Below are 13,812 nucleotides of genomic sequence, written 5' to 3'. Positions count from 1 at the left end.
CTTTGTGATTGGTGTAACATACCCTATTTTTGTATACCTCTCAAATTGTGTACTACGTATTAGACTTTCTTGGTTTAATCTAAGAATAAAAAGCAGGTTAACTTTTCAACTATTTGTGACTCTAATCTTAATTAGTAAAGCATAATTATCTCTGTTTATCTATTTTCCTCATAGGAAAAAACCTCCCCAAAGGGAGGTTCAATGTCTTTCTACATATGTCAATTCTAATTTGTTCTTTTCATTTCTGCCTAGCTTTCATTCGCAAGAACTTGCATCGATAAAATTGTATTTTTTACTCTATCACAAATTTCTTGTGGCTTGAGTGTATTAAATTCTTCCGGCTCTATTGGTTCACCAAAATATGCTTTATATACTTTTGTCTTTGGGTTATAACTTTCATGAATGTAAACAGGTACTAAAGGTACCCGACTTTTTCTCATCATTGAGAAGAGCCCTAACTTAAACTCAGACATTTCCGCTTTATGCGAACGTGTTCCTTCTGGAAAAACGACCAATGATACATTTTTTTCAACCGCATCATTCAATGATTGTTTTAATAATGTAAGAGACTGACGGGGATCATCGCGATCAAGTGGGTAGGATTGCGACATCTTCATAAATGACCCATACATTGGACTTTCAAACAATTCTTTTTTCGCAATAAATCGAAATGCTTCTGGAACTGTATCTAATAAAATGAAAATATCATTATGAGATTGATGATTTGAAAGATAGATACATGGACCTTCAGCCACAGTATTACCAACATTAATACGTTTGGTATTTTTCTTTCTGATTTTTAGATAATCCGTTGGATAACGTTTTAATTCTTGATGAATTGCTTCCTTGTTACCTTCTCGGTCTAATCTTTTGGCACGCTTCAAGTAATATGGAAGAGCCAAAATCGTTAGAAACATCATAAACATACTTACTATTTTTGCCAAATCAATCACTCTCCAATTGCAAATTTAATGGTTCCAGACGCACATACTTCACCATTAACCGTAGCTTTTGCCTCAGCAATTCCCATAATACTTTTGAGCTTCACGAGTTCAACATTCAAGATGAGTTGATCTCCTGGAGTCACTTGTTTACGAAACTTAAAATTATCAATGCCTACAAAATATGCAATTTTCCCTTTATACTCTTCTTTTGACAAAAGAACAATTGCCCCTGCTTGCGCAAGTGCTTCTGTTATGAGTACACCAGGCATCACATGTTTTTCTGGGAAGTGGCCCATAAACTGCATTTCATTGACACTCACATTCTTAATTGCAGTAATACTTGTTTCATCCATTTCTAAAACACGATCTACAAGTAAGAATGGATAACGATGAGGAATAATTTGTTGAATTTCATTTGAATTAAGCATTATGTTCCTCCTCATATTTTTTAAAGATAACGACAGCATTATGACCACCAAACCCTAATGAGTTACTCATTGCATAGTCAACATTTCTCTCACGTGCAACATTTGGGGTATAGTCGAGATCACAAGTTTCATCAACTGTATCGTAATTAATTGTAGGTGGAATGATACTGTTTTGAATTGTCTTTATGGTCAGAACTGCTTCAATACCGCCGGTACCACCAAGTGCATGGCCATGCATTGATTTTGTAGAAGATATTGATACCTTTGATGCGGACTCTTTAAACACATCTTTAATAGCCTTTGTTTCAAATTCATCATTCAGGGGTGTACTGGTTCCATGTGCATTAATATAGTCAATCTCTCTTGCTTCTGTTTTTGCATCATCGAGTGCCTTTTGAATTGCTTTACGAGCGCCCTCTCCACTTGGTGCCGTAATATGATATGCATCACATGTTGATCCATAGCCAACAATTTCTGCATAAATATTCGCACCACGCTTTAAGGCATGTTTTAACGATTCAAGAATCAGAACTCCTGAACCTTCACCCAATACAAATCCATCTCTATTTTTATCAAACGGACGCGACGCTCTATGAGGGTCCTCTTGATTGCTTAAAGCAGTTAAAGCATTGAATCCTGCAAGTGTATATGGAGACACTCCAGCTTCACTGCCTCCCGCTACCATGACATCTGCTTCACCATATTGAATCATACGGAAAGCGTCACCAATTGCATGGGTTCCAGCAGCACACGCTGTTGTTACACAAGAACTGTGACCCTGAGCATTAAGAGCGATGGCAACATTTCCTGCTGCCATGTTCGGAATAATCATAGGTATAAACATGGGTTGAATTTTTTGGTAACCTTTTTCCACAGCATTTTCAATGTTGTTGGCAAATGTGATCATGCCACCCATACCCGAACCGATGATTACACCAATTCTATCTGGGTCTAAGGTTTCATCAAAATTAGCGTCTGCAAAAGCTTCAGAAGCAGCATACACCGCAAATTGACTAAAGCGATCTTGACGTCGAATTTCTCTTTTGGATAGATATTTTTCAGGTTCAAAATCTTGAACTTGAGCAGCAATTTTTACTTTTAAATCCTCGACAGGAAAGCTGGTTATTTTTTCAATAGTATTTTTACCTGCAATAGCATTTTTATAGGCCTCATCGACATTATTTCCAAGAGGACTAACAATTCCCATACCGGTAATTACAACTCTATTCTTCATTTACATCACCATCCCGCCACAAACATTGAGTGTTTGTCCTGTTATATAATTTGCTTTATCACTCACCAAGAAGCTTACAGCGTTCGCAATATCTTCCGCTTTTCCAAGTCTTCCTAGAGCAATTTGATTCTTTATAGATTCAATATGAGTTCCCGATAACGAATCGGTCATTGCTGTTTCTATAAACCCAGGAGCGATACAATTAACGCGAACATTTCTGCTTGCAAATTCTCGGGCTAGACTCTTAGAAAAACCAATAACTCCCGCTTTACTTGCGGCGTAGTTTGCTTGACCACTATTACCAATTAGTCCAACAACTGAACTAATATTTACAATTGAGCCCTTTTTCTTTCGAATTAAGGTTTTACTGCACACTTGGGTCATATTGAAAACACCTTTTAGATTCGTCTCAATTACGTCATCAAATTCCGACTCTGACATACGAATTAATAATTGATCACGTACGACGCCAGCATTGTTCACAAGTACTTCAAGTTGATATTCAGATGCATCTACTTTTTTAATAAAATCAGTACAGGCTTCCATGCGTTTCGCATCTACCTGAAATAACTTAAACGATTCTGTTTCAAGAACAGCGATTTCCTGGTCCGAGTAGGAACTAACGTAGGTTCCGTAAACCATATAACCATCTTTTTGAAGTTGGGTTGCAATAGCAAGACCAATTCCTTTTGTCGCTCCTGTTACAATTGCTAATTTACTCATGGATAAATTCCTCCACTGTTTCAACATCATACAGATTCCATGTCTCCACCTGTATGTCTTTTTGTTTGCTAATGTCTTTAACTAATTTCGATAGCGATCCCTTGGGACCTATTTCTACAAATTTTCGTACCCCTTGTTCTAATAAACCTAGAATAGATGTCTCAAAATGTGTTGGTTCACTGATATGTCTTGATAAAGTCTCAATAAATCCAGAACTTTGCGAAGTACCTTCAAGGTTATTAACGAATACGACCTGTGGTTCTTTAAACTTTGCTTCCTTTAAAACTTTAAAGAGTTCTTTAGACGTTTCTTTCAATAAACTCATATGGCTTACAACTGAAACATTTAAAGGAATTACACGTTTAATTCCATCAGATTTCATGGTTTCGATAGTTGCTTCAAGTTCTTCACGCTTTCCACCAATCACAATTTGTTGTTGAGTATTAAAGTTGCAGACTTCCACATTTCCTTTACTGAGGTAAGGCTTGATCAATTCAAAGTCTGTTTTTAATACTGCAGCCATACTTGTTTCATAAGGTTCAAAAGCCGATTGCATCATTTTTCCTCGCTTAGAAACAATCTCGAGTCCATCAGTAAATGAAATAACACCTGCAGCATAAAGTGCGCCATATTCACCTAATGACAAACCAGTTACTGCATCATAACTTATACCCTGTTCATTTAAATAATCAGTAATCGCTGCTTCTAATACAAACAATGCTGGCTGCGTATATTGCGTTTCATTAAGCTGTTCGGCTGACAAATTTAGAACATCATAACCTAATACATCTGTCGCCTCATCGTATCTTTTTTTTACACAATCATAACGATTGTAAAGATCTGAGCCCATATTTAGAAATTGCTGGCCTTGGCCAGCAAATAGATATACAGTGTTCATATTATTTTGCTTCAATGTAAGCGACAATTTCATTAACTGTTTTTAGGTTAAGAATATCTTCTGTAGGTACTTCCACATCATATTCACCTTCAAGTTCCATGACGATTTCCATAACTGCAATTGAGTCAGCTCCTAAATCGTCAAGAATTAACGCATCATCCGCAATGTTCTCAACTTCTACATCTAATATTTCTGAAACTATTTCTTTAATTTTATCTTTCATGTTTATCTCCTATATTTACTTTGACTATCAAACTATATCATAAATTTACTTTGATTATCAAGGTTTTACCATTCTAAATAACTTACACCATAACTGAGTCCACCACCAAAAGCTACGAGAATAACTTTCATCCCACACTCCAGTTGCCCACTTCGATTCAGTTCATCAAGTACAATTGGAATTGATGCAGCAGAGGTGTTTCCGTACTTATCTAAATTAGTTGGGAACTTTTCCAATGGCATCCTTAACATTTTAGCGGCTGTATCAATAATACGTTGATTGGCTTGGTGGGCAACAACGAAGTCAATGTCATCTGAATTCACATCATGTTGGTTCATCACTAATGAAACACACTGTTTAAAGGACTTCACCGCAAACTTAAATACCGTAGAACCTTCCATCTTAAAATTCGGATCACTTGAATCCACCTTCAAGAATGGATTGTTTGTTTGTGTCGTGTTTCTCGAAACAATGCTACTGCTCGTGTCGGTCTCACTAAAAATACTTGAACTTACAATTCCAACCTCATGGCTTGATTCCAATATAACTGCACCAGCACCATCACCAAACAATATTGACGTACTTCTGTCTTCAAAGTTTAAGTAACGTGAATTTTGATCCACCCCTATTACCAATGCTCTTTTGTAGATTCCTGTCTTCATCATGGCATCAGCAACGTGAATACCATAAACAAAGCCACTACATGCAGCGTTAAGATCAAATGCTGGAATTGGTCTTTGAATGCCAAGTTTTGCTCGAATCTCGTGAGCACAAGAAGGAATGAATGTGTCACTCGTGTACGTACAAACAATCAAGAAATCGATGCTTTCCACATCAATTCCTTCCATAGCTTTGAGTGCTGATTGGTAGCCCATTTCAGTTGCACCGGCTTCTGAAAAATATCTTGATTCAATACCCGTTCGCTGACGAATCCATGTATCAGAAGTATCCATAATCTTTTCCAAATCAAAATTTGTAATCTTTGTCTCTGGAATAAAACTTCCTGTTCGGATTATTTTATTTCTCATAATCAACATCCCCGAACTTGCGGAATCGTTCCATTCTTTCTTTCTGAATTGCTTTTGGTTTCATTTTTTTATAAGACTTTAAAGTTGATGATAACTTCATTCTTAATTGATAACAAACGGACACAAGATTTTGGGGAAGGCCATTCTCACCTTCTTCAATCACCGCATCCACAATTCCTAATTCAAGTAACGCATCTGCTGTAATTTTCATTTGCTCAACGATATCTGGTGCTTTCGTCGAATCCTTATATAGGATTGAGGCAAATCCTTCCGGTGATAAAATACAATAAATTGAATTTTCTAACATCCATACCTGATTTGCTACTGCGAGTCCAATCGCACCACCACTTGCTGCTTCACCAAGTATTATCGCAATAACTGGTACCGTCAAGCGGCTCATTTCAAAGAGATTTCTTGCGATTGCCTCTGCTTGACCTCGCTCTTCCGCACCAATTCCTGGATAGGCTCCAGGTGTATCTATAAAAGTAATAATCGGTCTTCTGAATTTTTCAGCCTGCTTCATCAATCGTAATGCTTTACGATACCCTTCAGGATGAACCATTCCAAAGTTTGTACTTAGATTACTTTCAATGGAATTTCCCTTCATTACACCAATAACGGTAACAGGTTGATCGTCTAACTTTGCAATGCCACCAATAATAGCAGGGTCATCACCAAAATAGCGGTCGCCATGTAATTCTGTAAACTGATCAAAAAGCGAATCAATCATGACACGAGATGTTGGACGATCTTTTGATCGAGCAAGTTGAACTTTTTTCCATTCTATTGAATTATTCGTCATATTACACCTCATGCATTTCTAATAGTAATTCTAAAGTTTGTTTCAGGTTTTTTCGATGAACGACTTTATCCACGAATCCATGTTCGAGTAAAAACTCTGCGCGTTGAAATCCATCTGGTAGTGTCGACTTCATAGTTTGTTCAATAACACGAGGTCCCGCAAACCCAATAAGTGCACCCGGTTCTGCAAGGATAATATCTCCAAGCATTGCGAAACTTGCTGTTACGCCACCAGTTGTTGGATCGGTAAGTACTGTAATATATAAACCACCTTGTTCATTGAACTCACCAATTGCGGCACTTATTTTCGCCATTTGCATCAGTGAAACCATTCCTTCTTGCATACGAGCACCGCCCGATGCCGAAAAGATAATCACCGGTAATTTCTTTTTTATTCCCATTTCAAACAGTCGGGTAATTTTCTCACCAACGACAGTTCCCATAGATCCCATCATAAAATTAGGATCCATAATTGCTGTAAGTACTTTTCTTTTTCCAATCATCCCTTGGCCACAAACTACAGCATCATTCATACCCGTATGATTTTGAATGCCTTGAAGTTTTTCTTTATAACCCGGGAAATTGAGTGGATCTTTTGTCTTCATGGTATGTTGAAAAACATGAAGTTCATCAAAAATTAATCGTGCTCTTTCAGCACAGTGCATTCTTAGATGAGCATCACAATGGGGACAAATCCAAGCATTTTTAACGAGTTTTTCGATGGGATATATCTCTTCACAATGAGGACATTTTTCATACATTCCATCTTTTGCTTCGACGGTACGTTCCGGAAATTCTTGAATTTTTTTCTTGTTGACGCGTTCTTTTTTGTTATTTAAATGTTTAAACATGCTTCATCTCCTTCAAAATATCTTTTACAAGAGACGTAGTATAGACGTTATCTTGAAAGGACTCATTAAGTAAAATATCGAGTTGGAACTCAATATTCGTATCAACACCATCGATGTCGATCTCTTCAAGACAACGAATCGACTTTTCCATGGCTTCATCACGACTTGGTGCATAAGTAATCAGCTTTGCTAGCATTGAATCGTAGAAAGGTAATACTGTATAGTTCTGGTACAAAAACGAATCAATCCTAACACCATTACCACCTGGAAAGTGTAATGAATTTATTTTCCCAACCGAAGGTTTAAAGTTTTCGATTGGGTTCTCAGCATTTATTCTTATTTCTAAGGAATGTCCTTTTCTTTCAACATCTATCTGTTGAATTTCTAAGGGTCTTTCCTCCGCAATTTTTATTTGTTCCTTCACGATATCAATTCCAGTGATCATTTCCGTAACTGGATGTTCCACCTGGATTCGTGTATTCATTTCAATAAAAAAGAAGTTTTCTTCATGGTCCATAATAAATTCTAATGTTCCTGCTGATACATAATTTACAGCCTGTGCTGCTCGGACTGCGACTTCGTACAAACGACTTCGTGTTTCATTCTTGAGATTTTGTACTGGGGCTTCTTCAATCATTTTTTGATTATTTCTTTGAACCGAACACTCTCTTTCATTAAGATGAATGACATGTCCAAAAGAATCTCCTAGGACTTGAACCTCAATGTGTCTTGGACTTTGCACAAAATATTCCATGTATACATCCCCATTACCAAAAGCATTTTGAGCTTCCTGTTTTGCTTGATGGTATGCATCATATAGTTCATCTTGATTAAAACAAGCACGCATGCCTTTGCCACCACCACCTGCTGATGCTTTGATTAAGAGAGGAAAACCAATTTCTTTTGCTGCTTCTATCGCGTCCTCAAATGTGTCAACAAGTCCGTCTGAACCTTTCACAACGGGAACATTTGCCTCAATCATTTTTTGACGTGCATTTGCTTTATCTCCCATCAATTCAATGACCCCCGCACTCGGTCCAATAAATTGAATATCAAGTTGTTCACAAGCACGTACAAATTCTGCATTCTCACTTAAAAATCCAAATCCAGGATGAATTGCTTGTGCTTGCGTATTAAGAGCTGCTTGAAGTATTGCTGTTTGATTTAAATAAGAATTTTCTAAACGATGATCTCCAACACAAACGGCTTCATCTGCAAGCATAACGTGCAGTGACTCTTTATCAACCGTAGAATAAATTGCCACTGTCTTTATATTAAGTTCTCGACAAGCTCTAATGATACGGACCGCAATTTCACCACGATTCGCAATCAAAACTTTATTAATCATTTTCATTAAATTTCAAATAATGGTTGTTGGTATTCAACCATATCTCCATCTTTAACACAAATGGTTTTTACGGTTCCAGATACATCTGATTTGATTTCATTCATGACTTTCATTGCTTCAACAATCGCGATGACATCACCCTTTTCAATACGCGAACCTACCTTCACAAAAGGCGCCGAATCAGGTGTTGGTTTATCATAGAAAATCCCCACTATCGGAGACTTAATGGTTTCCACTTCTTTTGTCTCAATCGGCACTTCTACTGGTGCTGATGCTAACGTTTGTACCTGTACCGGAACTTCTTGGACACGTGGTTTTCCTAGAGTTACTTCAAATTCACTGTCTTTGTATGTCATTGTTTCTAAGTTTGATGATTCTAATATTTCGATAAGTTGTTTAATTTCTTTTGTTTTCATAAATCCTCCAATTAAATAGTTTGATATTCAAACTAAATGATAATATAATGATTTTACGATGTCAACAAAGGAGAATTTAAATGACTACAGTAATAAAACCGATGATACGTAACAATATCGCTTTAAATGCACATCCTCAAGGATGTCGTCAACTCGTAAAAAATTATATTGAAGAAGCTAAATCATTACCACTCATTACAGATAAAAACCTCAACGTTCTCATTATTGGTGGAAGTTCAGGGTATGGACTTGCTACTCGAATTAACCTTGCTTTTAATGCTCATGCATACACATACAATGTTAGTTTTGAACGAGAAGCTCGTGGTAGGAATACTGCAAGTGCAGGTTATTACAACAATCGATTCTTTGCTGAATTTGCACAGGAAGAAAACATTCCATATGATGATTTAAATATTGATGCCTTTAGCCATGATGCCAAGAATAAAGTCATCGAACATTTTAAATCAAGCAATAAAAAAATCGATCTCGTTGTATATTCTGTCGCAAGCGGAATACGAATTGATCCAGATACCCAAGAAAAATATACCTCTTCACTTAAGCCAATTCTTAATGATTTTAAGGGGTACTCTGTAGATATTGCGAAAGAAGCGCTCATAGAAGAATCACTTGAATGTGCAACGGAAGAAGAAATCTCTTCAACAATAAAAGTGATGGGTGGCGAAGACTATTTACTATGGATTCAAGCACTTGATAAAGCAGATCTTCTCGCACCAAAGGCGAAATCAATTACCTATACATATATGGGATCTGATATTACTTATCCAATATATAAAGAAGGTACTATTGGACATGCGAAACGAGACCTTGAAAGTACAAACATGCAGATCCAAGAAATTATGAAGAAGTATGATGGCGAAGCTATTGTATCGTCCTCAAAAACAGTTGTGACAAAAGCATCTGTCTTCATTCCTACTGTTGCTCTTTATGCATCAGCACTCTTTAAGGTCATGCAAGAAAATGGAACTCATGAGTCCATTATTAAACACAAACACAGGCTGTTTCACGAAATGGTCTATGGAGGTAATCCAACTTTAGATCAAAGTGGTCTCTATCGATTAGACGCACACGAGCTAGATCCAAAAACTCAAGCTATCGTAAGTGAAATTATGAACCAAATCACTCCCGATAATTTTAAAGCGATTACCGACTTTGAACTTTTTAAACAACTCTTCTTAGAAATGAACGGATTTAGTGTATTAGGTGTCGACTACCAACTTCCTACCGATAGTTCAGATTTCTAATCATTCTTGGGGTTTAATTGATGTTATTAAAGTGTTTAAAGCTTATAATAACAGAGGTTATTAACCCATAATGATTGGAGAATAGTATGAAAGTAATTGCACTAACTGGTTCGGTTTCTGGTAGAAAAACCCTGGTTGCATTAGAGAATGTAATCAACCACATCAACAATACCTACCCCGATGTTGAAACAAAAATTGTTCAAATCGGAGAGTATGATCTACAATTTAGTGATGGACGACCAATCCATCAATATAACGAGGATACCCAGCAGTTAATCCAGGAAATTATGAGTGCAGATGCAATCATTGTTGGCACACCAACCTATCAAACCTCAATACCCGGAGCTTTAAAAAATATCTTCGATCTCATTCCAATGAATGGACTTCGTGGTAAAGCAGTAGGTATCATTGTCACTTCAGGATCCCCTAAATATTTCTTGATGGCTGAGCAACAACTTAAGCCAATCTTGTCATATCTTGGTGCGTATCTTATTCAAAAATATGTATTTATTATTGATTCAGATTTTGAGAACAATCAAATTACCAACGAAGATATTCATCGTCGAATTCAACAACTTGGAAGTGATATCGTGGAAAATACTAAATATTGGAACGAACATATCAGTAATCGTGCCAATTTCACGACCTTTCCATTTCAATAGTAAAAACAACCTCAAGGTTGTTTTTTTTCTGCTATTAGCTTTGATATCTGTTTAATATAACTTTTATAGTGCTACAATATACTCATAACCGGAGTATAGCACAGCTTGGTAGTGCGTTTCGTTCGGGACGAAGAGGTCGCAGGTTCAAATCCTGTTACTCCGACCAAATAATCAAAAAAGCCGAAGGTCTCATATTGTGAACTTCGGCTTTTAGTTATATTTTTTCAACAGGTTGGGCTGAGTAATCTTTAAGATCAACACGAATTTCTTGGATAACTTGTTCTACTTCTGGCATGTCTTTATGGGTTTTTACACCTGCAATTGCATCAACATGATCCATTCCTTCGATAACCTTACCAAAAGCTGCATATTCTCCGTTTAAGTGTGCTGAGTCTTGGTGGACGATAAAGAACTGTGATCCAGCAGAATCCTTCGCTTGACTTCGCGCCATAGAGATTATACCTCTCTCATGATTAACAGGATTTTTAAAGTCGTTGGAATTGAATTCCCCTTTGATTGCATAACCCGGGCCGCCCATTCCTGTTCCCATAGGATCGCCTCCTTGAATCATAAATCCAGAAATGACCCGATGAAATTTTAATCCATCATAGAACCCACTATTCGCAAGTTCAATAAAATTATTAACAGTATTCGGAGCAATTTCAGGGTACAGTTCTATTTCGATAATATTACCATTCGCCATGGTAAGTGTTGCTACAGGATTTGTTTCTTTAGATAGAATTGATTCATAATCTCCATCTGACTTATTAGATTTCCCCACACATCCTGTTAGTAGTAATACCATTATTAGAATTAGAACTGATTTTTTCATTATTAATACCTTCCTTCAATATTTTTTTATAGATTAACTCTTTCTCATTATAACATCGAAGTATGAATAACTCGGTATAAAAAAACCGATTTGCATCGGTTTCAAAGTGTCGTGTCAGAGAATGAACAAGACAAATTTATTATAGATAGTTTTTGACAGATTCTTTAGAAATACTGTCAATGCGTGTTTCAACATTATTATTATTCATGATTACAATCGTAGGAAATTGTTCAACATGAAGACGTCTTGCAAGGCCTTTTGATTTATAAACATCAACACGGACTACATCCACGTCATTTTCTAATTCTTCAATGAATGATAAATGTTCTCTTTGTTTTGCATCACTACCGTCGTAGAGATAAACTAAGGTCTTCTTACCATCATTGAGAATTTGTTTTTCGAATACTTCTGATTCAGCAAGATATTTTTCAACACTACATCCTGCAATAGCACCATCACCAACTGCTGTCGCAACTTGACGAATTGTCTTATCACAGACGTCACCTGCAGCAAAGATTCCTGGTATGTTTGTTTCCATATGTTCGTTAACTTTTAAATATCCTTGAGCTGTCATGTCTAACATATTTTCAAAGATATCAGTATTTGGTAGATAGCCGATAAATAGGAAACAACTATCCACAGTAACAGGAACTTCTTCTTTTGTGCGGATATTTTCAAGAACTACTGTGTGAAGACGTTCATCCCCTTCATAACGCTTCACGCCTGTATTCCATAAGAATGACATCTTAGGATTGTTAAGCGCTTGGTTTTTCGCAATTTCGTTACAGTCCATAATTCCTTCATCATGAATTATTGAAACAATAACTTCTTTCGCGAATTTTGTCAGGAACATACCTTCTTCAATGGCAGCATCACCGCTTCCCACCACAAGAACTGTTTTGTCTGTATTAGCTGCCGCGTCACATGTTGCACAGAACGAAATACCTTTATCATAAAGATATAAGTCTTCATCAATTGCTCCTGTTAACCGCGGCTTACCACCCGTACATACAATGACACATTTTGCATGATAGTCTGTTCTAAATGTCTCAACTACTTTAATATCACCTTTATCTTCAACAGAACGCACATCTGTTAATTTAAATTTAACTCCGTAGTTTTTAGCTTGCTTGTGGAAGTCACTGGTAAGATCCATCCCACTGGTTCCCTCTGGATATCCTGGATAATTCTCAATCTCACTTGTGTAAGTTGCAAGGCCACCAATTAATGATTTTTCAATAATTAATGTTTTAAGTCGAGCACGTCCACAGTAGATTCCTGCGGTAAGTCCTGCAGGACCACCACCAATAATTACTACATCATATTCTTCAATTCTTTTTTCCATGATTTCTCCTTACATAAAGTATTTCGCAAGTAACTTACTTCCGAAATAAGCACCTACTAAGAGGAATGCGCCAAACACCCATCCTGATAATGAGAATGCTGATATCGCAGTAAAGAGCGCACCAATATTACATCCGTTAGCCATACGAGCACCATATCCCATTAAGAGACCGCCCAATACAGCAGCAACGATTTGTTTCTTATTCTTAATTTTCTTTAACTTAAACTGTGAAGCGTATAGTGTTGCAGCTAATGCTCCCACGATAATCCCCACATTTCGAATGGATCCCCCATCATTAAGAAATCCTGCAGCAAGTGTTTTTTGTGTCTTCTCGCCTGCAAAATATACCCAAGAGGAAACATCGCCGCCTACTAACTGATAAAGCCATGCTCCCCAGTTAGCAAAGGTACCTGTAACACCCCAACCATTCGAGAATACTGCAAAGTGAGCAATATTTAACACTGCAAGAATTGCAGCACCAGCAACATAAGTTAAAGGTTCTTTCATGAGTTTTTTATAAATTTCATTATTTCCTAACTTTATAAAAAATGCTTTCATCCTTTTCTCCTTTACCTATTTTGCTTTTTGAATGATTAAATCCCATTCTCCATCATCAACTTCATCAATTTCAACATTATGACCTTGTTTACGTGCCCATTCTGGTACGTTTTTCATTGCACAACTGTGATCAATATGAACTACTAATACATCACCAACTGATAAATCTTCCATTTTCTTTTCTGTTTTCATCAATGGAATAGGGCATGCTTCCCCAATGCAATCTAATTCAAATTCTTTCATTTTATTTTCCTCCTGT

Annotated in this window: 17 protein-coding genes and 1 tRNA gene; 3 read left to right on the top strand and 15 right to left on the bottom strand. The window is 36.8% G+C overall.

Annotated elements, in window-relative coordinates:
* Nucleotides 1-248: 248 nt before the first annotated feature.
* The 11 genes from H9L01_RS03750 to H9L01_RS03700 all read right to left on the bottom strand — a co-directional run bounded on the left by H9L01_RS03750 (nt 249) and on the right by H9L01_RS03700 (nt 8,894).
* Complete coding sequence (locus H9L01_RS03750; protein ID WP_187534685.1) at nt 249-944, bottom strand: lysophospholipid acyltransferase family protein; 696 nt, start codon at nt 942-944, stop codon at nt 249-251.
* A 5-nt stretch (nt 945-949) separates the two neighbouring features.
* Nucleotides 950-1,375, bottom strand: coding sequence for a 3-hydroxyacyl-ACP dehydratase FabZ (fabZ, locus tag H9L01_RS03745; protein ID WP_223151052.1), 426 nt, complete (start codon nt 1,373-1,375; stop codon nt 950-952).
* The gene (gene fabF, locus H9L01_RS03740; protein WP_187534683.1) at nt 1,365-2,606 is read right to left on the bottom strand and encodes a beta-ketoacyl-ACP synthase II; all 1,242 of its coding nucleotides are present in this window, start codon (nt 2,604-2,606) and stop codon (nt 1,365-1,367) included. Before fabF ends, fabZ begins: the two co-directional genes overlap by 11 nt.
* Entirely contained in the window at nt 2,607-3,329 is a 723-nt protein-coding gene (gene fabG, locus H9L01_RS03735) for a 3-oxoacyl-[acyl-carrier-protein] reductase (protein ID WP_187534682.1), read from the bottom strand.
* Complete coding sequence (locus H9L01_RS03730) at nt 3,322-4,227, bottom strand: ACP S-malonyltransferase (RefSeq protein WP_187534681.1); 906 nt, start codon at nt 4,225-4,227, stop codon at nt 3,322-3,324. Before H9L01_RS03730 ends, fabG begins: the two co-directional genes overlap by 8 nt.
* Nucleotide 4,228: 1 nt before the next feature.
* Complete coding sequence (locus tag H9L01_RS03725; RefSeq protein WP_223151043.1) at nt 4,229-4,450, bottom strand: acyl carrier protein; 222 nt, start codon at nt 4,448-4,450, stop codon at nt 4,229-4,231.
* Nucleotides 4,451-4,515: 65 nt separating this feature from the next.
* Nucleotides 4,516-5,478, bottom strand: coding sequence for a beta-ketoacyl-ACP synthase III (locus tag H9L01_RS03720; protein WP_187534680.1), 963 nt, complete (start codon nt 5,476-5,478; stop codon nt 4,516-4,518).
* Nucleotides 5,468-6,280, bottom strand: coding sequence for an acetyl-CoA carboxylase carboxyltransferase subunit alpha (locus H9L01_RS03715; RefSeq protein ID WP_187534679.1), 813 nt, complete (start codon nt 6,278-6,280; stop codon nt 5,468-5,470). Before H9L01_RS03715 ends, H9L01_RS03720 begins: the two co-directional genes overlap by 11 nt.
* Nucleotide 6,281: 1 nt before the next feature.
* A complete protein-coding gene (accD, locus tag H9L01_RS03710; RefSeq protein ID WP_187534678.1) occupies nt 6,282-7,130 on the bottom strand; it encodes an acetyl-CoA carboxylase, carboxyltransferase subunit beta in 849 nt (282 codons plus the stop codon).
* Nucleotides 7,123-8,478, bottom strand: coding sequence for an acetyl-CoA carboxylase biotin carboxylase subunit (accC, locus tag H9L01_RS03705; RefSeq protein ID WP_187534677.1), 1,356 nt, complete (start codon nt 8,476-8,478; stop codon nt 7,123-7,125). Before accC ends, accD begins: the two co-directional genes overlap by 8 nt.
* 5 nt (nt 8,479-8,483) lie before the next feature.
* Nucleotides 8,484-8,894 carry an acetyl-CoA carboxylase biotin carboxyl carrier protein gene (locus H9L01_RS03700; protein ID WP_187534676.1) on the bottom strand — a complete coding sequence of 137 codons (411 nt, stop codon included), beginning with the start codon at nt 8,892-8,894 and terminating at the stop codon, nt 8,484-8,486.
* Nucleotides 8,895-8,974: 80 nt separating this feature from the next.
* On the opposite strand from H9L01_RS03700, the gene fabV reads away from it, so the two are divergent.
* The 3 genes from fabV to H9L01_RS03685 all read left to right on the top strand — a co-directional run bounded on the left by fabV (nt 8,975) and on the right by H9L01_RS03685 (nt 10,984).
* The gene (fabV, locus tag H9L01_RS03695) at nt 8,975-10,156 is read left to right on the top strand and encodes an enoyl-ACP reductase FabV (RefSeq protein ID WP_187534675.1); all 1,182 of its coding nucleotides are present in this window, start codon (nt 8,975-8,977) and stop codon (nt 10,154-10,156) included.
* An 86-nt stretch (nt 10,157-10,242) separates the two neighbouring features.
* Nucleotides 10,243-10,818, top strand: a complete 576-nt coding sequence (locus tag H9L01_RS03690) for an NADPH-dependent FMN reductase (RefSeq protein WP_187534674.1) — start codon at nt 10,243-10,245, stop codon at nt 10,816-10,818.
* Between the two features lie 89 nt (nt 10,819-10,907).
* Nucleotides 10,908-10,984: transfer RNA gene (locus tag H9L01_RS03685), tRNA-Pro, on the top strand.
* 48 nt (nt 10,985-11,032) lie between these two features.
* On the opposite strand, the gene H9L01_RS03680 is transcribed toward H9L01_RS03685, so the two are convergent.
* The 4 genes from H9L01_RS03680 to H9L01_RS03665 form a co-directional block, all read right to left on the bottom strand.
* Nucleotides 11,033-11,650, bottom strand: a complete 618-nt coding sequence (locus H9L01_RS03680; RefSeq protein WP_187534673.1) for a peptidylprolyl isomerase — start codon at nt 11,648-11,650, stop codon at nt 11,033-11,035.
* Nucleotides 11,651-11,789: 139 nt separating this feature from the next.
* Nucleotides 11,790-12,995 carry an NAD(P)/FAD-dependent oxidoreductase gene (locus H9L01_RS03675; protein WP_187534672.1) on the bottom strand — a complete coding sequence of 402 codons (1,206 nt, stop codon included), beginning with the start codon at nt 12,993-12,995 and terminating at the stop codon, nt 11,790-11,792.
* Between the two features lie 9 nt (nt 12,996-13,004).
* The gene (locus H9L01_RS03670) at nt 13,005-13,553 is read right to left on the bottom strand and encodes a YeeE/YedE thiosulfate transporter family protein (RefSeq protein WP_187534671.1); all 549 of its coding nucleotides are present in this window, start codon (nt 13,551-13,553) and stop codon (nt 13,005-13,007) included.
* A gap of 15 nt (nt 13,554-13,568) precedes the next feature.
* Complete coding sequence (locus H9L01_RS03665) at nt 13,569-13,796, bottom strand: sulfurtransferase TusA family protein (protein WP_187534670.1); 228 nt, start codon at nt 13,794-13,796, stop codon at nt 13,569-13,571.
* Between the last annotated feature and the right edge of the window lie 16 nt (nt 13,797-13,812).

Source organism: Erysipelothrix inopinata, assembly GCF_014396165.1.
In the GTDB taxonomy this organism is placed as follows: Bacteria; Bacillota_I; Bacilli_A; order Erysipelotrichales; family Erysipelotrichaceae; genus Erysipelothrix; species Erysipelothrix inopinata.
The sequence above is the reverse complement of the archived record's forward strand: the minus strand, read 5'-3'. Positions and strand labels throughout refer to the sequence as shown.